General features: G+C 66.4%; 22 protein-coding genes. 5 read left to right on the top strand and 17 right to left on the bottom strand.

Going from position 1 to position 21,984, the window contains the following annotated elements:
• Positions 1–140: 140 nt before the first annotated feature.
• From ACWIEX_RS17230 to ACWIEX_RS17215, 4 genes are all read right to left on the bottom strand, one after another.
• Complete coding sequence (locus ACWIEX_RS17230; RefSeq protein WP_454034214.1) at positions 141–1,901, bottom strand: sensor domain-containing diguanylate cyclase; 1,761 nt, start codon at positions 1,899–1,901, stop codon at positions 141–143.
• Between the two features lie 226 nt (positions 1,902–2,127).
• Positions 2,128–3,801 (bottom strand): formate--tetrahydrofolate ligase, encoded by a 1,674-nt coding sequence (locus tag ACWIEX_RS17225; protein ID WP_454034213.1) that lies wholly within the window; start codon positions 3,799–3,801, stop codon positions 2,128–2,130.
• Positions 3,802–3,934: 133 nt separating this feature from the next.
• A complete protein-coding gene (locus ACWIEX_RS17220) occupies positions 3,935–4,621 on the bottom strand; it encodes a glutathione S-transferase family protein (RefSeq protein WP_454034212.1) in 687 nt (228 codons plus the stop codon).
• A 22-nt stretch (positions 4,622–4,643) separates the two neighbouring features.
• A complete protein-coding gene (locus ACWIEX_RS17215; protein WP_454034211.1) occupies positions 4,644–5,393 on the bottom strand; it encodes a haloacid dehalogenase type II in 750 nt (249 codons plus the stop codon).
• Positions 5,394–5,507: 114 nt separating this feature from the next.
• Between ACWIEX_RS17215 and gpmI the strand changes: the two genes are divergently transcribed.
• Positions 5,508–7,022, top strand: a complete 1,515-nt coding sequence (gene gpmI, locus ACWIEX_RS17210; protein WP_454034210.1) for a 2,3-bisphosphoglycerate-independent phosphoglycerate mutase — start codon at positions 5,508–5,510, stop codon at positions 7,020–7,022.
• Positions 7,023–7,082: 60 nt separating this feature from the next.
• Here gpmI and ACWIEX_RS17205 read toward each other — a convergent pair whose 3' ends face one another.
• From ACWIEX_RS17205 to ACWIEX_RS17165, 9 genes are all read right to left on the bottom strand, one after another.
• Complete coding sequence (locus tag ACWIEX_RS17205; protein WP_454034209.1) at positions 7,083–7,946, bottom strand: outer membrane protein; 864 nt, start codon at positions 7,944–7,946, stop codon at positions 7,083–7,085.
• Positions 7,947–8,142: 196 nt separating this feature from the next.
• Positions 8,143–8,571, bottom strand: coding sequence for a low affinity iron permease family protein (locus ACWIEX_RS17200; RefSeq protein WP_454034208.1), 429 nt, complete (start codon positions 8,569–8,571; stop codon positions 8,143–8,145).
• A gap of 79 nt (positions 8,572–8,650) precedes the next feature.
• Positions 8,651–9,487: an S-formylglutathione hydrolase gene (gene fghA, locus ACWIEX_RS17195; RefSeq protein ID WP_454034207.1), complete on the bottom strand. Its 837-nt coding sequence runs from the start codon at positions 9,485–9,487 to the stop codon at positions 8,651–8,653.
• Positions 9,488–9,697: 210 nt separating this feature from the next.
• Positions 9,698–10,810: an S-(hydroxymethyl)glutathione dehydrogenase/class III alcohol dehydrogenase gene (locus ACWIEX_RS17190; RefSeq protein WP_454034206.1), complete on the bottom strand. Its 1,113-nt coding sequence runs from the start codon at positions 10,808–10,810 to the stop codon at positions 9,698–9,700.
• A gap of 25 nt (positions 10,811–10,835) precedes the next feature.
• The gene (locus ACWIEX_RS17185; RefSeq protein WP_454034205.1) at positions 10,836–11,120 is read right to left on the bottom strand and encodes a metal/formaldehyde-sensitive transcriptional repressor; all 285 of its coding nucleotides are present in this window, start codon (positions 11,118–11,120) and stop codon (positions 10,836–10,838) included.
• Positions 11,121–11,216: 96 nt separating this feature from the next.
• Complete coding sequence (locus ACWIEX_RS17180; RefSeq protein ID WP_454034204.1) at positions 11,217–12,107, bottom strand: transporter family protein; 891 nt, start codon at positions 12,105–12,107, stop codon at positions 11,217–11,219.
• A 128-nt stretch (positions 12,108–12,235) separates the two neighbouring features.
• Complete coding sequence (locus ACWIEX_RS17175; protein ID WP_454034203.1) at positions 12,236–13,138, bottom strand: hypothetical protein; 903 nt, start codon at positions 13,136–13,138, stop codon at positions 12,236–12,238.
• A 159-nt stretch (positions 13,139–13,297) separates the two neighbouring features.
• Entirely contained in the window at positions 13,298–13,858 is a 561-nt protein-coding gene (locus ACWIEX_RS17170) for an NUDIX hydrolase (RefSeq protein WP_454034202.1), read from the bottom strand.
• Positions 13,859–13,862: 4 nt separating this feature from the next.
• Positions 13,863–14,906: a DUF3616 domain-containing protein gene (locus tag ACWIEX_RS17165; RefSeq protein WP_454034201.1), complete on the bottom strand. Its 1,044-nt coding sequence runs from the start codon at positions 14,904–14,906 to the stop codon at positions 13,863–13,865.
• Between the two features lie 177 nt (positions 14,907–15,083).
• Between ACWIEX_RS17165 and ACWIEX_RS17160 the strand changes: the two genes are divergently transcribed.
• From ACWIEX_RS17160 to ACWIEX_RS17150, 3 genes are read left to right on the top strand one after another with little or no spacing between them, the layout of a single operon-like run.
• Positions 15,084–15,293 carry a hypothetical protein gene (locus ACWIEX_RS17160; RefSeq protein WP_293801186.1) on the top strand — a complete coding sequence of 70 codons (210 nt, stop codon included), beginning with the start codon at positions 15,084–15,086 and terminating at the stop codon, positions 15,291–15,293.
• Between the two features lie 9 nt (positions 15,294–15,302).
• Positions 15,303–16,247: a dihydrodipicolinate synthase family protein gene (locus ACWIEX_RS17155; RefSeq protein ID WP_454034200.1), complete on the top strand. Its 945-nt coding sequence runs from the start codon at positions 15,303–15,305 to the stop codon at positions 16,245–16,247.
• A 48-nt stretch (positions 16,248–16,295) separates the two neighbouring features.
• A complete protein-coding gene (locus ACWIEX_RS17150; RefSeq protein WP_454034199.1) occupies positions 16,296–16,457 on the top strand; it encodes a hypothetical protein in 162 nt (53 codons plus the stop codon).
• A 71-nt stretch (positions 16,458–16,528) separates the two neighbouring features.
• Here the strand turns inward: ACWIEX_RS17150 and aceB are convergent, their stop codons facing one another.
• Positions 16,529–18,136, bottom strand: a complete 1,608-nt coding sequence (gene aceB, locus ACWIEX_RS17145) for a malate synthase A (RefSeq protein WP_454034198.1) — start codon at positions 18,134–18,136, stop codon at positions 16,529–16,531.
• 302 nt (positions 18,137–18,438) lie between these two features.
• Between aceB and ACWIEX_RS17140 the strand changes: the two genes are divergently transcribed.
• Complete coding sequence (locus ACWIEX_RS17140) at positions 18,439–19,713, top strand: TadE/TadG family type IV pilus assembly protein (RefSeq protein WP_454034197.1); 1,275 nt, start codon at positions 18,439–18,441, stop codon at positions 19,711–19,713.
• On the opposite strand, the gene ACWIEX_RS17135 is transcribed toward ACWIEX_RS17140, so the two are convergent.
• From ACWIEX_RS17135 to ygfZ, 3 genes are read right to left on the bottom strand one after another with little or no spacing between them, the layout of a single operon-like run.
• Positions 19,688–20,317 (bottom strand): YfbR-like 5'-deoxynucleotidase, encoded by a 630-nt coding sequence (locus ACWIEX_RS17135; RefSeq protein ID WP_454034196.1) that lies wholly within the window; start codon positions 20,315–20,317, stop codon positions 19,688–19,690. The two genes, ACWIEX_RS17140 and ACWIEX_RS17135, sit on opposite strands and share 26 nt — an antisense overlap.
• Complete coding sequence (locus tag ACWIEX_RS17130) at positions 20,317–20,961, bottom strand: DNA-3-methyladenine glycosylase I (RefSeq protein WP_454034195.1); 645 nt, start codon at positions 20,959–20,961, stop codon at positions 20,317–20,319. The genes ACWIEX_RS17135 and ACWIEX_RS17130 overlap by 1 nt, the downstream gene beginning before the upstream one ends.
• Entirely contained in the window at positions 20,958–21,857 is a 900-nt protein-coding gene (gene ygfZ, locus ACWIEX_RS17125) for a CAF17-like 4Fe-4S cluster assembly/insertion protein YgfZ (protein ID WP_454034194.1), read from the bottom strand. The genes ACWIEX_RS17130 and ygfZ overlap by 4 nt, the downstream gene beginning before the upstream one ends.
• Between the last annotated feature and the right edge of the window lie 127 nt (positions 21,858–21,984).

Here is a 21,984-nt window from a genome sequence, read left to right as displayed (position 1 = left end):
GTGTCATCCCGTGCGCATTGCGGCGCGAAGTGCCGCGGTGCAGACACGGGACCGTCTTCAGAAAAAGGCGCCTTCTCGTCACGCGGTCCCGTGTCTGCGCAGCGGCACTTCGCGCCGCAGCGCGCACGGGATGACCGGTTTCAGCCGTTGCCGCGCCGGCGCAACGGAAGCTCTTCCTGCGGGCTGACGGCGAAGCCGTTGCGGCCGTTGCGCTTGGCGACATAGAGCGCCTCGTCGGCGCGGCGCGTGGCCTCCGTCAACGCATCTTCCGGTTCCAGCAGTGTCGCGCCGATGCTGGTGCTGACGAGGATGGAGACACCGCTGTCGAGGATGACCGGCTGCTCCGCCGCAGCGGCGACGATTGCCGCCGCTATGGCCGACAATCCGTCGCGGTCGACATTATCCAGCAGCAGGATGAATTCGTCGCCGCCCCAGCGTGCGCAGATGTCGCGGTCGCGCAGGAGCTTCGTCATCCGCCGGGCAAGCTCGGCGATCACCTCGTCGCCGCTCTGGTGGCCATGGCGATCGTTGAGCGGCTTGAGATTGTCGAGATCGACCAGCAGCAGCCCCGCCTGATGCCCGGTTCGTCCGGCGCGGCTGCGGCTTTTCTCGAAGGCCTGCTCGAAGCCGCGTCGGTTGAACACGCCGGTCAGCGGGTCGGCATGGGCGAGGCGCTCGAGCTGCTCGGTCCGCTCGCGCACGGCCTCCTCGAGGCGGGCGGTGTTTTCCTCGACGCTGCGTGCCATCGTGCCGAAGGCCTGCGACAGCCGGCCGATCTCGTCGCGGCCGGCATCAATCGCGACGGAACGGAACTCGCGGGCGCGGACATGGCTGGCGGCGTGCTCCACACGTGTCAGCCGGTCGAGCACCGCGCGCTTGAACAGCATCGTCATCAGGGCGGCTGCCGCGAGCAGCACCGCGCCGAACAGCAGGCCGAGCGGCAGGAACAGGCTGCGGTCGATGATCCGGTCGATATCCATCACCGTGACGTTGAACCAGCCGAGCCGGTCGAGATAACCAACGCCGACGAGCACGCGCTTGCCGTCGACCGTCATGAAGCGCGACTGCACGAGGTCGTCGCCGGCCCCGACGCGCGCGATCATCTGGCCGAGCAGGCTGCGGTCCGGATCGTTGTCGACGAGCTGGTAGATCGTCTTCTTGGCGGAGATGTCCTTGGTCAGGCTGTGGAAGTCGACGAGGCTGGCATCGCGATGGGCCTGCACGGCGCCGCTACGGTCGACGAACATGCTCTGGACGCCGGTCTGCGGGATGTCGACGACCTCGCGGATGAACTGAGTCAGGTCGAGCCCGGTGCCGATGATGCCCAGCACGCGGCCGTCCTTGCGGATGATGCAGTTGATCCAGACCTTGGTGACGCGGAGATTGTCGTCGTTGTCGACGTTCAGGTGGCAGCCGGAGCCGAGCGCCGCCGTCTTGTAGTACCAGCCGTCGCGCGGATTGTTGGCCGAGAGCGTGTAGCGCTTGCGCTCATGCTCGTAGCTGTTGTCCTTGTCGTTAAAGTAGTAATTGCCCGAGCCGGCGAGGACGGTGAAATAGCTGCGGTCCCGGAAGGACTGGCGGTAATGCTCCAGTTCGGCCAGACCGCGCGCGGCCTTTTCGGGATCGTTCTCGTCCTCGGCCCAGTCGACGATCGCAGGCGCGCGGGCGACCGTCTCGGCCAGCGAGACCTCGCGCATCAGCGCTTCCAGCCCGCGATAGCGGTCGAACAGAATCTGCTTCTCGGCGACGAGCGTGCCGAGCTTCACCACGGTCGCGTCGACGATCCACAGGAAGGCTGCGCCGGCCGGAATGGCGATCGCCACCAGAATGGCGAGCGTCCAGCCCATGACCCGGGCCTTCAGGCTGTGCGTACGGGGCAGACCGGTTTCGGCCTGGCTCATCGGGTCGGCTTCCTTGCGGGATAGCGCAAGGTAGGGGGCGATCCGTTGCGTAAGCTTTAAGAAGTTCGCCGTCATCCCGTGCGCGTTGCAGCGCGAAGTGCCGCTACGCAGACACGGGATCGCATGACGAGAAGGCGCCTCTTTCTGAAGACGGCCCCGTGTCTGCGCAGCAGCGTTTCACGCTGCAGCGCGCACGGGATGACCCGCTTCAGAACAGCGACACCCTTCAGAACAGCCCTTCGATGCGCCCCTGCGCGTCGATATGGATGCGTTCGGCGGCGGGCTCGCGCGGCAGGCCGGGCATGGTCATGATGTCCCCGCAGATTGCGACGACGAAGCCGGCACCGGCCGAAAGCCGGAGTTCGCGCAAGGGCACGGTGTGGCCGGAGGGCGCGCCGCGCAAAGTCGGGTCGGCGGAGAAGGAATACTGGGTCTTGGCGACGCAGACCGGCAGATGGCCGAAGCCGGCCTCCTCCAGCTCGGCGAAGCGAGCCTTCAATTTGGCATCGACGCTGACGCCCTCGGCGCCGTAGATCTCGCGCGCGATCGTCTCCAGCTTCTGCCGCAGCGGCATCGCGTCGGAATAGAGCGGGGCGAAATCGGCCTCGCCCTCGTCGGCGAGGCCTGCGACCTTGCGGGCCAATTCCTCGGTGCCGGCGCCGCCTTCGGCCCAGTGCCGGCAGATCACCGCCTCGACGCCGAGATGGTTGCGGCAATAGTTGCGGGTCAGTTCGTGCTCGGCGGCAGTGTCGGTGGTGAAGTTGTTGATCGCCACGATCGGCGGCACACCGAACTTCCTGAGATTGTTGACATGGCGGGTCAGGTTGGAGAGCCCGGCTTCCAGCGCCTTCAGGTCCTCGCGTCCGAGCGCGTCCTTGGCGAGGCCGCCATGCATCTTGAGGGCGCGCACGGTGGCGACCACGACGGCGGCGGCGGGCTTCAGGCCGGCCTTGCGGCACTTGATGTCGAAGAACTTCTCGGCGCCGAGATCGGCTCCGAAGCCGGCCTCGGTGACGACGTAATCGGCGAGCTTCAGCGCAGCCTTCGTCGCGATCACCGAATTGCAGCCATGGGCGATGTTGGCGAAGGGGCCGCCATGGACGAAGGCGGGCGTGCCTTCCAGCGTCTGCACGAGGTTCGGCATCAGCGCGTCCTTGAGCAGCACGCTCATCGCGCCGGTCGCCTTGATGTCGGCGGCAGTGACGAGGCGCTTGTCGCGGGTGCGGCCGACGACGATGCGGCCGAGACGCGCCTCCAGATCGGCGGCGTCGCGCGCGAGGCAGAAGATCGCCATGACCTCGGAGGCGACGGTGATGTCGAAGCCGTCCTCGCGCGGGAAGCCGTTGCTGGCGCCGCCGAGCGAGGAGACGATGGAGCGCAGTGCCCGGTCGTTCATGTCCATGACGCGGCGCCAGGCGATGTGGCGGGTGTCGAGACCGAGGCCGTTGCCCCAGTAGACATGGTTGTCGATCATCGCCGCCAGCAGGTTATGGGCGCTGGTGATGGCGTGGAAATCGCCGGTGAAGTGCAGGTTGATCTGTTCCATCGGCACGACCTGGGCATAGCCGCCGCCGGCCGCGCCGCCCTTCATGCCGAAGCTCGGGCCGAGCGAGGGCTCGCGCAGCGCGATCATCGCGCGCTTGCCGATGCGGGAGAGGCCGTCGCCGAGGCCGACCGTCGTCGTGGTCTTGCCTTCGCCGGCCGGCGTCGGGCTGATCGCTGTGACGAGGATCAGCTTGCCGTCGGCTTTCGCCTGGAAGCCGGGGATCGCATGGGTATCGATCTTGGCAATGTACTTGCCGTAGGGATTCAGGGCCTCGGAGGGGATGCCCGCCTTTGCGGCGATCGTGGCGATGGGCTGCAGCGTGGCTACGCGCGCGATCTCGATATCGGTCGGCATTCGTCCTCTCGGAGGCTAGTCCTGCCCGCGTCTCCCGAGCGCGGGACCGCGCGGACACTGGCGCGAAAACCTCGCCGCCGCCAGCGCTATTGCCGGCGGGGCAGGCATGATGCACAGGCGCGCGGGGCTGCGATCAGCTCGCGAGATGCGCGTTTTGCGGGAAGAGGAACTTCCGCGCTTCCGCATCGAAATCCGCCTTGAAGGCGAATTGATCCTTGAGGGCGACGGCGCGCTGCGCGGCGGGGCGGGCCGAGATTTCGTCGAGATGGCGCTTCACATGCGGAAACATTTCGGGCCAGGTCTCGCCAACGGCGAAGGAGAGCCGCGTCGCCCAGCCCCAGATCGACATGTCGACCAGCGTATAGGTGTCGCCGAGCATGTAACGGCGGTTCGCGAGCAGGTCGTTGACGATGCCCCAGTGCCGCTCGGCCTCGCGGGCGTAGCGGTTGATGGCGTAGGGCAGCTTCTCGGGCGCGAAGCGGCTGAAATGCACCGCCTGGCCGCAATAGGGGCCGATGCCGGTCGCGACGAACATCAGCCAGGACAGCATCTCGCCGCGCGCCTTCGGCGTGTCCTGCGGCAGGAACTGGCCGGTCTTCTCGGCGAGATAGAGCAGGATCGCGTTGGAATCGAAGACAGTGACGTCGCCATCGGTCAGAGCCGGGGTCTTCGCGTTGGGGTTGATCGCGAGGAAGTCCGGCTTGAACTGCTCGCCCTTGCGGGTATCGACCGGCACCATCTCGTAGGGCAGGCCGGCTTCCTCCAGGAACAGCGCGATCTTCGCCGGGTTCGGCGAGGGGTGGTAGTAGAGCTTGATCATCGGGGTCTCCACGCGCGGCGCGTCAGGCCTGTCTCAGTCCGGCGACATAGGAGACGAGATCGGTCAGCGCGGCAATGGTCGCATCGGCCTGGAAGCCGAGCTGCTCCGGCTGCATCCGGAGCGCCTTGAACATCAGCGTGGGGTCGATCGTCGCAGCGGCAGCAAGCTCGCCGCGCAGCCGGCCGGCCGGCACGCGCTCGATGCGAGCAACGTGAAAGCCATGCGCCTTGGCGCCGGCGATATCGAAGCCGTTGGAGGAGACGAAGAGGATCTCGTCGCGCGCCAGCCCGAGCCGCTTCTCGACGAGGGTATAGCCGCGCGGATCGGGCTTGTAGACGCCGATCTCGTCGACACTGATCACGGTTTCCAGGAGATCGGTGATCCCGGCATGGGCGACGAGCCGCTTCAGCATGTCCGGGCTGCCATTCGAGTAGATGGCGAGGCGGTAGGAGGCGAGGCCTTCGAGTGCGGTGCGGGCCTCGGGATAGAGGGACAGCGCGTCATAGGCCGCCGCGATCCTGGCGACGAGCTCGGGCGACGCGGCGAGGCCGAGCGTTCTCAGCGTGAAATCGAGGGAGTCGCGGGTGACGGTCCAGAAATCCTCGTAGCGGTCCATCAAGGCGCGCAGCCAGGTGTATTCGAGCTGCTTCAGCCGCCAGACCTGCGTGATCGTCGCGCCATGGCCGGGAAAGGCGGCGTCGGTGACGGCCGCGACCGACTGGACGTCGAAGAGCGTGCCATAGGCATCGAAAACCAGCGCCTTGATCGACATATGTCTCCTCCGTTCCGGCTTCGTCGCGTTCCCCACCTTCATAACACTCGCATCGGCCGTGTGGCGCATGGTATCCGCACAAGCACCTTTCACCGTTCCAGACAGGTCAAGCCGATGCCGCCTCGCCCCGTGATGCTGATGATCCTCGATGGCTGGGGCTGGCGCGAGGAGAGCCAGAACAACGCCGTCAGGCTGGCGAACACGCCGAATTTCGACCGGCTCTGGGCGGCGGGCCCACATGCCTTCCTGCACACATCAGGGCTCGATGTCGGGCTGCCGCCCGGGCAGATGGGCAATTCCGAGGTCGGCCATCTCAATCTCGGTGCCGGCCGGGTGGTGATGCAGGACCTGCCGCGCATCAACCAGGCGATCGCCGATGGCTCGATCGGCGGGGCTCTCGAAGCGACCGGCCTCGTCGCCGGGTTGAAGGCGAGCGGCGGCGCCTGCCATCTGCTCGGCCTCGTCTCGCCGGGCGGTGTCCATGCCCATCAGGACCATGCGGTGGCGCTCGCTCGCATCCTGACCGCGCAGGGCGTCACCGTGCATGTCCATGTCTTCACCGACGGGCGCGATACGCCGCCGCAATCGGCCGCCGAGTATGTGAAGGCCTTCGCTGCCGCGCTGCCGGCGGGCGCGACCATCGCCAGCGTCTGCGGGCGCTATTACGCGATGGATCGCGACAATCGCTGGGAGCGGGTCGAGAAGGCCTGGCGCGCCATGGTGCTGGGAGAGGGCGAGCGCTTCCCCGACGCGCAGGCCGCGATCGCCGCTGCCTATGCGAAGGATGTCACCGACGAGTTCATCCTGCCGGCCGCGATCGGCGGCTATGCCGGGATGAAGGATGGCGACGGGCTGCTCAGCTTCAATTTCCGTTCGGACCGCATCCGCGAGATCCTCGCCGCCGTGCTGGAACCGGATTTCGCCGGCTTCGCCCGCCCGCGCCGGCCGGAGCTGGTCAAGGCGGTCAGCATGACCTCCTACAGCGCCGAACTGGACAAGATCATGCCGATGCTGTTCGCAGCCCAGACGCTGGCCAATGGGCTTGGTGAGACCGTCGCCAAGGCCGGCCGGACGCAGGTGCGGATGGCGGAGACCGAAAAGTATCCGCACGTCACCTATTTCTTCAACGGTGGTGAGGAGGCGCCCTATGCCGGCGAGGACCGGATCATGGTGCCCTCGCCAAAGGTCGCGACCTACGACCTGCAGCCCGAAATGTCGGCGCCGGAATTGACCCGGAAGGCGGTCGAGGCGATCGATTCCGGCCGTTACGATCTCGTCGTGCTCAACTTCGCCAATCCCGACATGGTCGGCCATACCGGCGTGCTGGCAGCCGCGATCAAGGCGGTCGAGACGGTCGATGCAGGGCTCGGCGCCATTGCCGATGCCATCATGCGGCAGGGCGGGGCGCTGCTGGTCACCGCCGACCACGGCAATGCTGAGCTGATGGTCGATCCGGTAACGGGCAAGCCGCATACGGCCCACACCACCAATCCGGTGCCATTGATGCTGGTCGGCGGGCAGGCCAAGGGGCTTGCCGACGGGCGCCTCGCCGATATCTCGCCGACGCTGCTGGCGCTGATGGGGCTGGCGCAGCCGGCCGAGATGACCGGACAGTCGCTGCTGCGCTGACAAAAGCAAAACGGCGCGGGGATTGCCCGCGCCGTTTTGTGTTTCGACAGGCGCGAAGCCTCAGTACTTGCGCACCACCGGCGGGGGCGCGTAGGCGACCGGCTCGGGCGTGCCGCAGCAGTTCGGATCGCCGAAGTTCCAGCGCATGCCGATGCGGAAATCGTGGCTCTCGATGTCCCTGGCCTTGAGCGGAGCCTGGACCTGCCCGGTGAAGGCGTTGATCAGACGGCCCGACTGGGCGTCGCCGAGGTTCAGGTAGCGATAGCCGACTTCCAGGGTCAGGTTCTTGTTCACCTCGTAACCGACGCCGGCCATCAGGGCCCAGGCGAGGTCGGTGTTGCTGCCGCTATTGGCGTAACCCAGCGTCGCGCCGTTGAAGTTACCGGTCAGGGCGCCCTGATCGGTCAATCCGCTGATGCGGTTCTGCGAGAAACCGATGCCGGCGCCGATATAGGGCGTCAGGCAGTTCCAGGTGCCGAGGTCGAAATAGCCGTTGAACAGCGTGACCAGCGAGGTCAGGTTGCCCTTGTAGGTATTCGTCTGGTTGCCGTTGTTGAACGGGTTGTAGACGATGTCGTTCACGCCGATCTGGCCGGCGCCGCGATACTCGCCGGTGACGTCGAAGCGCAGCCAGTTGTTGAAGCGATAGCCGATGCCGAGCCCGCCGAAGAAGGCGGCGTTGTCGCTCTTGCCGAAGAAGGCGCCGCCGAACTGGGCGACATCTTCCTGGTAGTATTTACCGACGCTCTGGACGCCGACACCGATATCGCCGCGCAGATAGATGCCGCTCGAGATCGTGCCCTTGAGGCCGAGCGGTGGCGGCGGGGGAGGAGGCGGAGCGTAGGCGAGATCCGCGGCTTGGGCCGCGGCGGAGACGCCGAGGGCCAGGCCGCCCGCCAGCGCGAGAGTTTTCAGGCTGCCCATGGCAGTGTCCTTCGCGTTTGCGCGGCGCAACGAACGCAGCCCGCGCGTGTTACCAACGGGAAGGATCATGGCAGTGATTTCTTAAATGACACTTAACCCTAAAAGCTAACCTTACCGGGGCGTGAATGTCGGGCGTAAGCCTAGCTGAAATCCGCAAAGGCATGACCGAGCGGGAGGTGAGGATGCCACCGGCGGATCATGCGGGTGAAGAGGGCTTGCCACCGGTGGAGGTGGCGAGCTTGCGGGCCTTGGCCGCCATCGCCTCGAACTCGTCGCGGATCGCCTCGAGCTTGTCCTCGTCGAGTTCCTCGAGATCGAGCAACTCCTCGCGGGCGCCCTCCAGCCGGCAGATCAGCTCGTCGAGCTTGATCTGCATCGCCGCGGTGTCACGGTTCTGGCTGTTCTGGATGATGAAGACCATCAGGAAGGTGACGATCGTCGTCGAGGTGTTGACGACGAGCTGCCAGGTATCGTTGTAGCCGAAGAACGGGCCGGAGAGCGCCCAGAGGACGATGAGCACGGCGGCGCCGATGAAGGTCTGTGGCCTTCCGGCCCAATGCGCGACGGCTTGCGACAGGCGCGTGAACAGCGAGCGGTCGCTCTGCGGCATGCGGCGCTTGGCCATGAAACGATCCCCCTTGGGCCGGTTGAGGCTGTGATGCTCTCAACGCGGCCGGCGTGGCGACCGTTCCCGCTGCGGCGCCTTATGCGGTCAAACGTTCCGCGTGCCAGGCGATGTGCTGGGCCATGAAGGTCGAGATGAAATTGTAGGAGTGGTCGTAGCCGTCGCGCATGGTCAGCTGGAGCGGGATCCCGGCGGTTGCGCAGGCGACATCGAGAAGCTGCGGGCGCAGGCCTTCCTCGAGGAAGCCGTCGGCGGTGCCCTGGTCGACCAGCAGGTCGCGGACACGATGGCCGTCGGCGATCAGCAGGGTCGAGTCGTAGGCGCGCCATTTGGTCTCGTCCGGCCCCAGATACTTCTCGAAGGCGGGGCGCGACCAGCCGGCCGTCGAGGGCTGGGTGATCGGCGCGAAGGCGGAGACCGAGCGGTAGCGGTCGGGGTTCTTGAGCGCGAGCGTGATCGCGCCATGGCCGCCCATGGAATGGCCGAAGATGCCCTGCCTGTTCATGTCGACCGGAAAATGCCTCGCGACCAGCTCGGGCAATTCGTCCCGGATATAGGTCTCCATGCGGTAGTTCTTCGCATAGGGCTCCTGCGTGGCGTCGAGATAGAAGCCGGCGCCGGAGCCGAACTGCCAGTTCTCCGACTCGTCCGGAACGCCTTCGCCGCGCGGGCTCGTATCCGGGCAGATGATGGCGATGCCGTTGGCGGCGGCGGCGGCGCGGTACTCGCCCTTGTCCATGACGTTCTGGTGGGAGCAGGTCAGGCCCGAGAGATACCAGAGCAGCGGAACCGGCCCGTCCTCGATCTGATGCGGCAGGTAGATCGCAAAGGTCATCGGGCAGGCGCAAGCGGCGCTGTCATGCCGGTAGACGCGCTGCGAGCCGCCGAAGGCCTTCGAGGACGAGAGCAGTTCCATTGGGCGGATCCTTTCTTGCGGCGCGCACTTGTCATTCCGGGGGCTTCGCGAAGCGAGGACCCCGGAATCCACGACCGGGCGAGCCCTTGCCCGGTCGGCTTGTTCAAGCGTTTCACCCGGTCGTGGGTTCCGGGTTCAGCGCGTTGCGCTGCCCCGGAATGACAAAGGTCGTGCTTCAGTGCCCGCCGAATGAGGCGGTGGAACGGCGCCTCAGTAGACCACCACGCTCCTGATCGACTTGCCCTCATGCATCAGGTCGAAGCCGTAGTTGATCTCGTCGAGCGAGAGCTTGTGGGTGATCAGGTCGTCGATGTTGATCTTGCCCTCCATGTACCAGTCGACGATCTTCGGCACGTCGGTGCGCCCGCGCGCGCCGCCGAAGGCCGTGCCCTTCCAGACGCGGCCGGTGACGAGCTGGAACGGACGGGTCGCGATCTCCTTGCCGGCCTCGGCGACACCGATGACGATCGATTCGCCCCAGCCGCGATGGCAGCATTCCAGCGCCTGGCGCATCACGTTCGTATTGCCGGTGGCGTCGAAGGAGAAATCGGCGCCGCCGCCGGTCAGGTCGACGATCGCCTGTACGACCTTGTCGTTGCCGATCTCGCTCGGGTTGATGAAATCGGTCATGCCGAATTTGCGCGCCATCTCCTGCTTGGCCGGGTTGATGTCGACGCCGATGATCTTGTCGGCGCCGACCATGCGGGCGCCCTGGATGACGTTCAGGCCGATGCCGCCGAGGCCGAAGACCACCACATTGGCGCCCGGCCAGACTTTCGCCGTGTAGATCACCGCGCCGATGCCGGTGGTCACGCCGCATCCGATATAGCAGATCTTGTCGAACGGCGCGTCCTCGCGGACCTTGGCGAGCGCGATCTCGGGCAGCACCGTGAAGTTCGCGAAGGTCGAGCAGCCCATGTAGTGGAACACCTCGCCGCCATCGCAGGAGAAGCGGCTCGTGCCGTCCGGCATCACGCCTTGCCCCTGGGTGGCGCGGATCGAGGTGCAGAGATTGGTCCGGCGCGACAGGCAGGACTTACAGCTGCGGCATTCCGGCGTGTAGAGCGGGATGACATGATCGCCGGGCTTCAGGCTGGTCACGCCGGCGCCGACCTCGCGCACGATACCTGCGCCCTCATGGCCGAGGATCGCCGGGAACTTGCCCTCCGAATCCAGCCCCGAGAGCGTGTAGGCGTCGGTGTGGCAGATGCCGGTCGCCATCACCTCGACCAGGACCTCGCCGGCCTTGGGGCCGCCGATCTCGATGGTCTCGATGGTGAGGGGCTTGCCGGCTTCCCAGGCGACGGCGGCACGGGTCTTCATCGGGGGCTTCCTTCCTTGCGGATGTTCATTTCAGATAGGGGCGGATCACCCGCATGATCGCGGCGATCTCATCGTCCTGTTCGGCTTCCGCCTTCGCTGCCTCGGCCCGGCCGGCCATGGTCTCGCGCAGGTGGCTTTCGAGCACTTCGGCCATCAATCCGGTCGCCGCACCACGCAGGGCCGCGAGCTGCTGCAGCAGCGCGCCACACTCCTCGCCGCGTTCGACGGCGACGATCAGGGCCTCAGTCTGCCCCCTGATCCGGCGCAAACGCGTGACGGCGCGCTTCTTCTCTTCGGGCGTGTGGGGCATGGAGCCAGAGCCGTGCTTCGATCCGGTCACGCTAGATACTCAGGGGGAGTATGTCAACGTAAGGAGAAGATTACCCAGGCTCGCTTGCAGAGAGGCTCAGAAGCTCCAGCCGATGTCGATCTGGACGAGATGCCGGCTGAAGTTCGTGAGATCGAGCGGGCGGTCGCGGCCACGCTCATGCCCGGCGATCTGGACGTTGTAGGCGAGGGAGATCGCGAGTTCCTCGGTGGCCTGCCAGTAGATGCCGGGCCCGATGAAGGTGGCGTGCCCGGCATGATTGCCGAGACCCAGCGAGTTCTGCTGACGCAGATGGCGGATTTCGCCGCTGAGATAGAAGCCGTCGCGGAACTGCCAGGCGAGCGAAGCGCCGATCGCGGTGGTCGCGCTGCGCTGATAGGGCTCCGGGCCATTCCAGGTCAGGTTGTGCGAGAGGTTGACCGCCCCATAGAGCGTGCCGGGCACGATGATGCGGTCGGCAAGGAGCTTGAACGCCGTGTTGTAGCTGGAAAAGCGGCCAGCCAGCCTGTCGTCGTTCCGCTCGAGGCCGGTCTCGACGCCGAGGCTGAGGCCGAGCCCGTGGTCGCGGTGGCTGAGCAGCCGGTACTTGGCTTCGAAGCTGCCGCCGTGGCTGCGGTCCTTCAGGCGCTCGCGCGCGATCGTCGAGCGTGTCGTGCCGCCGAAGAGCGAGGCGCTGATCTCGAGGCAAGGCAGGAGGCCATAGGAGCCCTGCAATGTGCCGTTGCGGCTGAGCGAGCGGCCCTCCCGTACGCCGGCATTGCCGCCGAGCGTGAGGCCGACGCTGCCACGGCCGAGATCGGCGATACCGGAGCCATCGGTGAAGCCGAAGGCGTCTGTCGGCGCGTCGTCCAGATCGTCGCAGACGCTGGCGCTGTCCGCTTCGGGCCGAGGTTCAAAGGACTTGGCGGCGGCAGCCGCCAAGGTTGAAAGCCCGCATGCGAGCGCGAAGGTCAGGACAAGATTGGCCAAGATCGCTTCCCTAGAGGCAGCCTCGGAAATACAATCCGTTGTGACCTTAAGCCGGGGTGAAAACCGATAGGAAAAGACACCTCAACCGCGCCTTCCGGCAAGCGCGGTTAACAATTGGCGGCGAGCCGTCAGAAGCTGTAGCCGAGCTTCACCTTGACGAGATGCTGGCTGAAATTCGTGAGGTCGAGATTGCCGGGCTCGCCCTTGGCCTTGCCGGAGACCTGGATGTTGTAGGCGGCAGACAGCGCGAGCTGCTTCGTCGCCTGCCAGAACACGCCGGGGCCGGCGAAGGTGGCGTAGCCCGCCTCCTTGCCGAAGCCGAGCTCGTTATGGGCGCGCATATGGCGCACCTCGCCGCTGAGATAGAGCCCGTCCGAGACCTGCCAGGCGAGCGAGCCCGCGATGGTGAAGGTGGAGGAGCGCTGATAGGGCGAGGGACCGGTCCAGGTCAGGTCATGCGAGATATTCAGCCCGGCATAGAGCGTGTTCGGGATCAGCGTCCTGTCGGCGAAGAAGCGGATGCCGGTATTGTAGGTGGTGAAGCGGCCGGCGCCGTCCGGATCGGCGCGGTTGAAGCTGGGATCGATGACCAGCGTCAGGCCGAGCCCGTGCATGTCCCGCCCGAGCAGCTTGTACTTCATCTCGACGCCGGCGCCGAAGGCGCGCTCGTCGGCGCTGATGCCGCCGATCGAGGCGTTGCTGAAGGAGCCCAGCACATAGGGGCCGATCTCGAAGCAGGGAAACAGACCGTAGGAGCCCTGCAAGGCCAGGCCATGGCCGTTGAAGCTGCCGCCGCGGGTGCCGAAGGCGCCGCCATAGGTCAGGCTGGTGCCGAAGGAGCCGGTATCCGCGACGTCCGAACCGGTGGTGAAGCCGAAGGCGTCGGTCGGGATGCCCTCGCTTTCCGTACAGGCGGAGAGGACGGGCGGCGGCGCAACGGGCGTGCCCTTGCGGGAGGAGAGGTCGGCGGCGATGGCGGGGGCCGAGAGGGCCGCAGCGGTCAGGGCGAGAGCGATGGCTTTCGAAAACATAGGTGTGCTCCGGGGAGGTCTCGGATTGATACGCTAATGCAAATCAATTGCAATAACTATTTCATCCTCGAACTGACCATGTCGCGAGCCCGATCCTGCCGCGATAAAAGAGCCATAGTGATTTCGGCAATCCGCCCCGCTGTTGTTGCGCTGCAACAGTCAGGGTTTGGGCAGGCCGGAGAGTCGCTCCAGCGCGCGTGGCGCGATCCCGGCGAGCGCTTCGATCGGCTTCCAGGCGGCGGCGTGCACCTCCTCGACCTGCGCGACCAGCGGCAGGGCCGGATCGGCGAGGAAGAGATATTGCAGGTCGTGATGGATGTGGGCCGGCTCGCCGCGCGATGGCTTGCCGGGCACGTCGTGGCTGTCGATGGTGAAGGGCAGGTCACCGCCTTGATGCCAGGGATGCAGGGCGAGGCCCTGCACGCCGGTTTCCTCGATCGTCTCGCGTGCGGCCGAGAGATGGAAATGCTCGGCGTCCTCCCAATGTCCGCCGGGCTGGAGCCAGCGGCCGATCACGACATGGTCGATCAGCAGGACCTGAGCATGATCCGGCGAGAGCACGAAGGCGCTGGTGGTGAGATGGCCGGGAAAGGTATCGCGCCGGTCGAGCGCATGGCCTTCAGCCATCTGCCAGCGCAGCAGCGCGAGATGCTCGCGTGGGTCTGCGACCTCGGCGCGGTAGAGCTCGACAGCGCGGGTGAGATCGTTGCGGAAGTCCATGGGCTCAGCGCGGTTCGAGCGGCAGGCGATAGGATTCGAAATGCCCGTTCTTCGGGCCGTCATAGCCGATCAGGACCGCGAGGCCCTTGCCGTCCTGCGTCAACACGGTCAGGGATTCCGCCTTGTCGCCGCCGCGAGCCGGCAGATCGCCGAGCGGTGTTGCCGCATCGGGCCTGGCCGGGTCGATCAGCAGCAGGGAATACGGCAGGGCCTGTTCCTGCGCCGGCCCCAGCAGCGCGAGCAGGCGGCCGTCGGGGAGGGGCGCGAGGTCGCGGATGCCGCGATCGGGGCCGGCCGGCAGTTGGAAGACCCGCGGCGCCTCCGTCGCGGGCGCATGGCCCGGCGCGAACAGGGCGTTCAGCGAGGCGCCGACGAGGAAGCCGCGATCGCCAAGGGAGGGCGCGCGCAGACCGGCCCAGAGCGTGTCGCCGGTGACCGCGATGCCTTCGACATTCAGGCCGTTATCGTCCATCAGGCCGCGTCCGAAGAAGGCGCCGGCTGGACCGGCGGTGCGCAGCATGTCGCTCAGGCGATAGGTCAGTTCGACCTTGCCGGCGGCGGTGCCTTCGGCATCGACCTTGATCCGGGCAAGGTGGAAGGCCGAGAGGCGGAATTCGCCGCGCTTGCGCGAGCAGCCATGCGAGCCTGCGACATAGAAGGCGCCGTCCGCATAGGCGACGGCCTCGCCGTCGAGTTCGGCGAAGCGGCCGGGCATCTTGCAGATGCCTTGCGGCGGCTGGCCGAGCGTATCGGGTGAGGCTTTGGCCCCGATGACGGCCAAGGTTGCGTCCGGGGTGATGCGGTTCTCGGCGATGCGGGCGAATTGCGCGAAGGAGCCCTCGTCATTGATCAGCAGGCAGCGCTGGGTGCCGTTCGCAGCAGGCATGCAGGCGAGGCCGCTGACATCCCGCGCCGGTTTGCCTGCCTTTTTGGCGGAGAAGTCGCCAAGCGTCCTGAAGCGCTGTTCCGGCGCGAGCGTCGCCGCCTGCGCGAGGGAGGCGCCGAGCAGGCCGGCGGCGACTAGCGTGGCGAAGAGGTGGTAGCGCATCGGGCGAATCCGAAGGAAGGGGCGCGGATTGAGCGCGAGCGGCAGGAGGATGTCAAAGCGCGGGGGCACGATCCCTATGGGATCTTGATGATCGCGGCTTCGGCTTCGTCTCGAACCCCTATGGCGCCCTCCCTAGCTTGTCGGGGCGGCCCTTGGAGGCCGCTCGGGAAACAGATGATGTTCAGTATCCCTCGTAAATCCTTCGGCGGCCCGCTCCAGTTCCTGGTCGGGCGCGACGCGGAGGGCCACTGGCTCGCCGTCGAGACGCATGGCCGCGGCGGCGGCATGTTCTGCGATCGCGGCGCCGCGCTGCGCTATGCCGTGTTCGAGACCGGGCACCGGGCGCGGGCGGTCCGCGTAACCGCCAAGACGCTCTCGCTGCTCTGAGGCCAGGCCATGAACCACTGGCTCCATGGCATGTTCACCGCGCTGGTTACGCCCTTCGACGAGGAGGGGATCGATCATGGCGCGCTGGAACGCCTGATTCTCTGGCAGATCGCGCAGGGCGCCGACGGCATCGTGATCGGCACCGCCACGGGCGAGAGCCCGACGCTGAGCGGGCAGGAGCGGGAGGCGCTCTGCGCCGCCGCCCGCCGCATCGCCGGCCGGCATTACCCGGTGATCGCCGCGGTCGGCAGCTATTCGACGGCCGGGACGGTCGCCGAGATCAATGCGGCGGAAAAGGCCGGCGCCTCGGCCCTGCTACTGCGCATGCCCTATTACAACCGGCCGACGCAGGCGGGCCTTGCCGCCCATGCCCTGGCGGCGGCGGAGGCGACAGGGCTGGAGATCATCCTCGACAACGATCCGGATCGTTGCGGCGTGGAGATTGCTGCGGAGACGCTGCAGCTGCTGGAAGGCGCTGCGAATATCGTCGGCATCCTGGAGCGGCGGGGCGATCTCGTCCGCTGCGACCGGATCGCCCGCATGCGCGACCGCCGCTTCATGCGCCTGACCGGCGCGGCCGAGACCATCCCGTCCTATCTCCTCGCGGGCGGCTGCGGCGCGATCACCAGCGTCGGCAATCTCGCGCCGCATTGGCTGGCGCGGCTGGAGAGCGCGGCGCGCTCCGAATTCTACGGGCAGGCACAGATCCTGCAGCGGCGGCTCGTTCCGCTGCTCGATTTGCTCGCGCGCGAGCCCGATCCGGTCCTGATCAAGCTCGCTTTGTCGATGCTGCATCCGGAGGTCGGGGCGGCCTGCCGCGCGCCGCTCGCACCGCCGCGGCCGGACATCGTGCCTCTGCTTTGCGATGCCATCGAGGACCTGCCGCACCCGCTTGCCGGCATGGCGATGAAGGCAGCGCGCAACGGGCCGGCGGTCGCTGCCCGTCGCGCCTGAATCCGTAGCAGCGCGGCTGTGTCCACCGTGAACCGGATGGAGGTTTCAATGACCACGATCGGGGCCTATCGCCGTCGCCGGGAGGCGATCTACCGGCATGTCCGCAGGCCATCGGCCGGCGGCTGGAAGGCTGACCTGCTGCACCTGTTCGGCTCGGTCGTCCTGCTCGCCATCCTGATCGGCGGACGGGTCTGGTGGCATCTGCATTGACTGCGCAAAAAGGAAGGGCGCCGCGATGGCGCGACGCCCTTCCGACGTCATCGGTCCGAACCGAACCGAACTCAGGCGAGCTTGGCGTAGGCCGGGACGGTGAGGAAGTCCTCGAAGTTCGGCGCCAGCGAAAGCGTCTCGAACAGCGCGATCGCCTCGGGGAAGCGACCCTTGGCATAGGTCTCGGCGCCGAGTTCGCCCTTCACCCGTTCCATCTCCTCCGGCAGGCAGCGCTTGAACAGCGCGGCATCGGCCGTGATGCCGCCTTCGAGCGCGACGCCGTACTGGACGAACTGCCAGATCTGGGCGCGGCTGATCTCGGCGGTCGCGGCGTCCTCCATCATGTTGTAGATCGGAACCGCGCCGCGGCCGCGCAGCCAGGCCTCGATATACTGGACGCCGACGCGGATGTTCTCGCGGAAGCCTTCCTCGGTGCGCGTGCCCTGATGGACCTCCAGCAGGTCCTTGGCGCCGATCGAGACGTCGTCGCGCTTCTTGCCGAGCTGGTTGGCCTGCGGCATCAGCCGGTCGAAGACTTCCATCGCGACCGGGACGAGATCCGGGTGGGCGACCCAGGTGCCGTCATGGCCGTCGCCGGCCTCGCGCTCCTTGTCGGCCTTGACCTTGGCGAAGGCCGCGGCATTGGCCTCGGGGTTGTTCTTGACGGGGATCTGCGCCGCCATACCGCCCATCGCGAAGGCGCCGCGCTTGTGGCAGGTCTTGATCAGCAGCAGCGAATAGGCGCGCAGAAAGGCTTTGGACATCACGACCTGCGAGCGATCCGGCAGGACATAGGCCTTGTTGCGGGCGAGCTTCTTGATGAAGGAGAAGATGTAGTCCCAGCGGCCGCAATTCAGGCCGGCCATGTGCTCGCGCAGTTCGTAGAGGATCTCGTCCATCTCGAAGGCGGCGGGCAGGGTCTCGATCAGGACGGTGGCCTTGATCGTGCCGTTCTTCAGCCCGAGCGCCGACTGGGCGGCGACGAAGACGTCGTTCCAGAGCCTTGCCTCAAGATGGCTCTCCAGCTTCGGCAGGTAGAAATAGGGGCCGGAGCCTGCGGCCAGCGCCGCCTTGGCGTTGTGGAAGACATAGAGGCCGAAATCGACCAGGGACCCGGAGGCTTCCTCACCGTCGATTTCGATGTGCCGCTCCGGCAGGTGCCAGCCGCGCGGGCGGATGATCAGGACGGCAGGCTTGGCCTTGAGCTTGTAGTCCTTGCCGTTGGTGGGATCGGTGAAGTCGATCCTGTTCGCCCAGCGGTCGCGGAGATTGACCTGGCCTTCGATCATGTTGGCCCAGACCGGGGAAGACGCGTCCTCGAAATCGGCCATGAAGACCTTCGCGCCGGAATTCAGCGCGTTGACGATCATCTTGCGGTCGACGGGTCCGGTGATCTCGACGCGGCGGTCGGTGAGGTCGGCCGGGATCGGTGCGACGGTCCAGTCGCCTTCGCGGATATGCCGGGTCTCGGCCAGGAAATCGGGCGTCTCGCCGGCGTCGAACCGCTTCTGACGCTCTGCACGCAGGGCCAGCAGGCGCTTGCGCGTCTCGTTGAAGCGGCGATGCAGGTCGGCGACGAAGCCGAGCGCCTCGGTGCTGAGAATCTGCTCGAAGTCAGGCTGCAGGGCGCCCTTGACGACGACGCCGGCCGGTAGGGCGAGTGTGGGGGTGTCCGACATGGATGGTCCTCCGATCAGGTTGGGACCATCATTCCGCGAAAGCACACTTTGCAAAATCCGGAAAAAATGATGATCACTTGTTCAAATTTTGAATGAATTGCCATTCGCGGGTAGCGGCCGTCAAAATGCTCCTTAAAGTTGTATCGCGGGTGCGGTGAACGCATAATGACGTAACGGCAGCCCGTTTCGATTCAAAATGTGCAGATAGGCCCGACTTCCGCAAATCGGTTTCAGCAATTCGTAAGTTCCGGCCGCCAACGCTTCCAGGGTCGAATGCGGCAATCCGGCCCTGGATGAAACCAATGATGAAGATCGGCTTCCTGCCTGAGATGCTCAGGCGCTTCCGCCGGGATCAACGCGGCAACGTGATGATGCTGTTCGGGTTGGCGCTCGTTCCGTTGATGGGCGTCGTCGGCGTGGCGATCGACTATTCCCGCGCCAGCAATACCCGGCAGGCGCTCAATGCGGCGATCGATTCCGCGGCGCTGATGGCGGCACGCGATGCCCAGAAGCTGACGGACGGGCAGCTCAGGACGCGCATCGACGCCTGGATCCGCGACAACCTGCCCCCCGATGTGAAAGGCGAGTTCGAAAGCGCGGCCGTGACGATCGATCGCACGGCGCGGACGATCAGGATCGAGGCCAAGGCCATTGTGCCGACGACGATCTCCAACCTGATCGGCGTGAACCGGCTTCCGGTGGGAACGAACAGCCAGTCGACCTGGGGCACCAACAAGATCGAGCTCGCGCTGGTGCTCGACAATACCGGCTCGATGTCTTCGTCCGGCAAGATGACGGCGCTGAAGCAGGCCTCCAAGGATCTCATCAAGATCATGCAGGATGCGGCGATCGATCCCGATCAGATCAAGATCTCGATCGTGCCGTTCAACACCCAGGTCCGGATCGACCGCGGCCTCAAAAACGAGAACTGGATCCGCTACGGCATGACCCGAAAGGTCAACTGCGATTGGTGGGGCAACTGCTCGACGGAGACGCTGACCAAGAACGCATGGGCGCAGAGCCATGGCTGCATCGCCGACCGCGATCAGAGTTACGATGTCAGCGATGCGGGTTCCTATTCGGCCAGTACCCAGCAATATCCGGCGACCTGGTGCAGCCAGACCTCGCTCGCGGAAGTCCTGCCGCTGACTGCGGATTGGGCGGCGCTGAATAGCCGCGTCGACACGATGACGCCGGTCGGCAACACCAACGTCACGATCGGTGCCGTTTGGGGTTGGGCCACGCTGTCGACGGCCGCCCCGTTCACGCAGGCGAAGCCTTCGACCGAGCCGCTGCTGAAGAAGTACATGATCCTGCTGACCGACGGCGACAACACCGAGAACCGCTTCACCACCAATGGCACGCAGATCGATGCCCGTACGACGCTCGCCTGCACCGGGGTCAAGGCGGCGGGAATCAGCCTCTACACGATCCGCGTCATCGACGGCGACGCGACGCTGCTGAGGAACTGCGCCACGCGGCCGGAGATGTATTACGACGTCAAGAATGCTTCGCAGCTCAGCCCGATCTTCAAGGCGATCGCCAGCGAGATCAGCGCGGTGCGCCTGACGCAGTAAGTCCGCCTCCGCCGAGCGCGGCGAAGCGCGCCAGGAAGCGCGCCTGCGCCGCCTCGGTGTCGAGCGGATCGAGCCAGGACAGAACTTCGGCCGGCAGCGCCTGCGGCCGGCCGAAGAACTTCAAGGCCTCCTCGCGGCCGAAGCCGGCCAGGCGCGTCGCTTCAAAGAAGGCGGCGATGGTGTCGGCCTCCTTGATCTTCCGCTTCAGGTCAGCCGGCGTCACCGCAGGCAGGCCGAAGCGCAGGTGGATCGCCGCGAGCAGGCGCAGCTCCACGCTCTTGTAGGCATCGCCCATCACCACCTTGAACGGCGAGATCATGTCGCCGATGACGTATTCCGGCGCGTCGTGCAGCAGCGCCATCAGGCGCCAGCCACGCTCCCAGTCCGGATTGAGATGGGCCGCGATCGCCTCGACCAGCAGGGAATGCTGGGCGACGGAGAAGGAATGAGCGCCGTGCGTCTGCCCGTTCCAGCGGGCGACGCGGGCGAGGCCGTGGGCGATGTCCTCGACCTCGATGTCGAGCGGCGAGGGGTCGAGCAGGTCGAGCCGGCGGCCCGAGAGCATGCGCTGCCAGGCGCGCGGCGGGGCGGGCTTGCGAGCCATCAGGCGGCGGGGCGCGAGTCGCGGGCGAGCGCGGCGCATTCGCTCCAGCGGAAGCAGCCGGTCAGGTGGTCGTTGACCAGCCCGCAGGCCTCCATGAAGGCATAGACGATGGTCGGGCCGCAGAAGGTGAAGCCGGCCTTCTTCAGCTCCTTCGAGACGGTCTCCGACAGCTTGGTCTGGGTCGGTACGTCGTTCTGGGCGCGGTAGCTGTTCTGCAGCACGCGGCCGTCGAGATGCTTCCAGAGGAAATCGGCGAAGGGCTCGCGCTCGCTGATCCTGAGATAGGCCTGCGCGCTCTTGATCGTGCCCTCGATCTTGCCGCGATGGCGGATGATGCCGGGGTCAGCAAGCAGGCGCTGCACATCGGCCTCGGTGAAGCGCGCGACTGCCTCCGGCTCGAAACCGGCGAAGCCGGCGCGGAAGGCGTCGCGCTTCCTCAGGATGGTGATCCAGGAGAGGCCGGCTTGGAAGCCGTCGAGGATCAGCTTCTCCCAGAGCGCGCGGGAATCATATTCCGGTACGCCCCATTCGGTGTCGTGATAGGCGATGTAGAGCGGATCGGTACCCGGCCAGCGGCAGCGGAACTTGCCGTCCGCGCCCTCGATCGCGACGCGCTCTTCGCTGACGATGACGGCGTCGCTCATAGGGCAGCTCCTGCGACAGCGCCGAAGTTTGGCTCGCCAGGGAAGGGGAAGCGGATGAAGTCCGGCTTTTCCGCGAGATGGAATGCGAGCCCGCCGCCGAGCGGTGTTTGTCCCGCGGTGAGCGCGTCAGCCAACCGGTCGAGCCGGAGCATGGCGAGGGCACGGCCGTTGGCGCCCGAGCCGATATGGCCGAGTTGCTTGCCGCCGGCTGTGGCCTCGGCACCGGTCTCGGTCGCGATGCCCTCATCGAAGACGACGGGTACGACGCGGGTCCGGGCGGTGCCGCGATGCTGCATGCGGGAGACGACCTCCTGCCCGATATAGCAGCCCTTCCGGAAGGAGACGCCGCCGAGCTGGTCGAGCAGCGCCTCATGCGGGAAGGTGTCGCCATAAGCGAAGTCGCGCCCGCCGGCGGGAATGCCGAGCGCGATGCGGCGGGCGTGATAGGCCTCCGGCTCGGCCGTTACGAGTGCCTCGATGCCCTCGAGATCGGCGATGGCACGCTGGCCGAGCGCCGGCAGGCGTGGGTCGTCATAGACGAATCCGGCATCCTCCGGCAGCGCAGCGCCATCCGCCGAGGCGATGACCGCGCTCGTCTCGGTGAGGTCCTCCAGCGCCACCTTGGCGCGCAGCTTGTAGAGCTTCAGGCGTTTCATCAGATCGGCGGTCTGGAGCAGGGGCGTGTCGAGCAGGAAGCCGCCGCCATCCTCCGGCGACAGGGCGAGGATGAAGAAATCGCAGATCATCTTGCCCTGTGGCGTCAGCAGCGCACCGTAGCCGGCCTGTCCCGGCATGACCGGGTCGAGGTCGTTGGTCACGAGGTTCTGCAGGAAGTCGCGCGCGTCGTCGCCGCTGACGCGGATGACGCCGCGATCGATCAATCTTGTGGCGGACATGGGCAGCCGTTCCAGTTCTGATGTCGGACCGAAGCTCGTCAGCCGAATCGAGATGATGGCGCCACCCGAAAACTGTTTGGGCTTTCGGGACGGCGCGTTGGCCGATAGGTAGGCTGCATCCCGTCTT

Source organism: Allobosea sp. NPDC055353, from assembly GCF_053644975.1.
This window is presented reverse-complemented; position numbering and strand designations above follow the sequence as displayed.

Bases quoted from the DNA above. Each gene is read 5' to 3' on its own strand.
- ACWIEX_RS17170 (WP_454034202.1), bottom strand. From the start codon at position 13,858: ATGGACTTCCGCAACGATCTCACCCGCGCTGTCGAGCTCTACCGCGCC.
- ACWIEX_RS17190 (WP_454034206.1), bottom strand. From the start codon at position 10,810: ATGAAGACCCGTGCCGCCGTCGCCTGGGAAGCCGGCAAGCCCCTCACC.
- ACWIEX_RS17220 (WP_454034212.1), bottom strand. From the start codon at position 4,621: ATGATCAAGCTCTACTACCACCCCTCGCCGAACCCGGCGAAGATCGCG.
- ACWIEX_RS17215 (WP_454034211.1), bottom strand. From the start codon at position 5,393: ATGTCGATCAAGGCGCTGGTTTTCGATGCCTATGGCACGCTCTTCGAC.
- ACWIEX_RS17175 (WP_454034203.1), bottom strand. From the start codon at position 13,138: ATGTTTTCGAAAGCCATCGCTCTCGCCCTGACCGCTGCGGCCCTCTCG.
- ACWIEX_RS17205 (WP_454034209.1), bottom strand. From the start codon at position 7,946: ATGGGCAGCCTGAAAACTCTCGCGCTGGCGGGCGGCCTGGCCCTCGGC.
- ACWIEX_RS17230 (WP_454034214.1), bottom strand. From the start codon at position 1,901: ATGAGCCAGGCCGAAACCGGTCTGCCCCGTACGCACAGCCTGAAGGCC.
- ACWIEX_RS17200 (WP_454034208.1), bottom strand. From the start codon at position 8,571: ATGGCCAAGCGCCGCATGCCGCAGAGCGACCGCTCGCTGTTCACGCGC.
- gpmI (WP_454034210.1), top strand. From the start codon at position 5,508: ATGCCGCCTCGCCCCGTGATGCTGATGATCCTCGATGGCTGGGGCTGG.
- ACWIEX_RS17140 (WP_454034197.1), top strand. From the start codon at position 18,439: ATGATGAAGATCGGCTTCCTGCCTGAGATGCTCAGGCGCTTCCGCCGG.
- ACWIEX_RS17185 (WP_454034205.1), bottom strand. From the start codon at position 11,120: ATGCCCCACACGCCCGAAGAGAAGAAGCGCGCCGTCACGCGTTTGCGC.
- ACWIEX_RS17225 (WP_454034213.1), bottom strand. From the start codon at position 3,801: ATGCCGACCGATATCGAGATCGCGCGCGTAGCCACGCTGCAGCCCATC.
- ACWIEX_RS17130 (WP_454034195.1), bottom strand. From the start codon at position 20,961: ATGAGCGACGCCGTCATCGTCAGCGAAGAGCGCGTCGCGATCGAGGGC.
- ygfZ (WP_454034194.1), bottom strand. From the start codon at position 21,857: ATGTCCGCCACAAGATTGATCGATCGCGGCGTCATCCGCGTCAGCGGC.
- fghA (WP_454034207.1), bottom strand. From the start codon at position 9,487: ATGGAACTGCTCTCGTCCTCGAAGGCCTTCGGCGGCTCGCAGCGCGTC.
- ACWIEX_RS17150 (WP_454034199.1), top strand. From the start codon at position 16,296: ATGACCACGATCGGGGCCTATCGCCGTCGCCGGGAGGCGATCTACCGG.
- ACWIEX_RS17155 (WP_454034200.1), top strand. From the start codon at position 15,303: ATGAACCACTGGCTCCATGGCATGTTCACCGCGCTGGTTACGCCCTTC.
- ACWIEX_RS17135 (WP_454034196.1), bottom strand. From the start codon at position 20,317: ATGGCTCGCAAGCCCGCCCCGCCGCGCGCCTGGCAGCGCATGCTCTCG.
- ACWIEX_RS17165 (WP_454034201.1), bottom strand. From the start codon at position 14,906: ATGCGCTACCACCTCTTCGCCACGCTAGTCGCCGCCGGCCTGCTCGGC.
- ACWIEX_RS17160 (WP_293801186.1), top strand. From the start codon at position 15,084: ATGTTCAGTATCCCTCGTAAATCCTTCGGCGGCCCGCTCCAGTTCCTG.
- aceB (WP_454034198.1), bottom strand. From the start codon at position 18,136: ATGTCGGACACCCCCACACTCGCCCTACCGGCCGGCGTCGTCGTCAAG.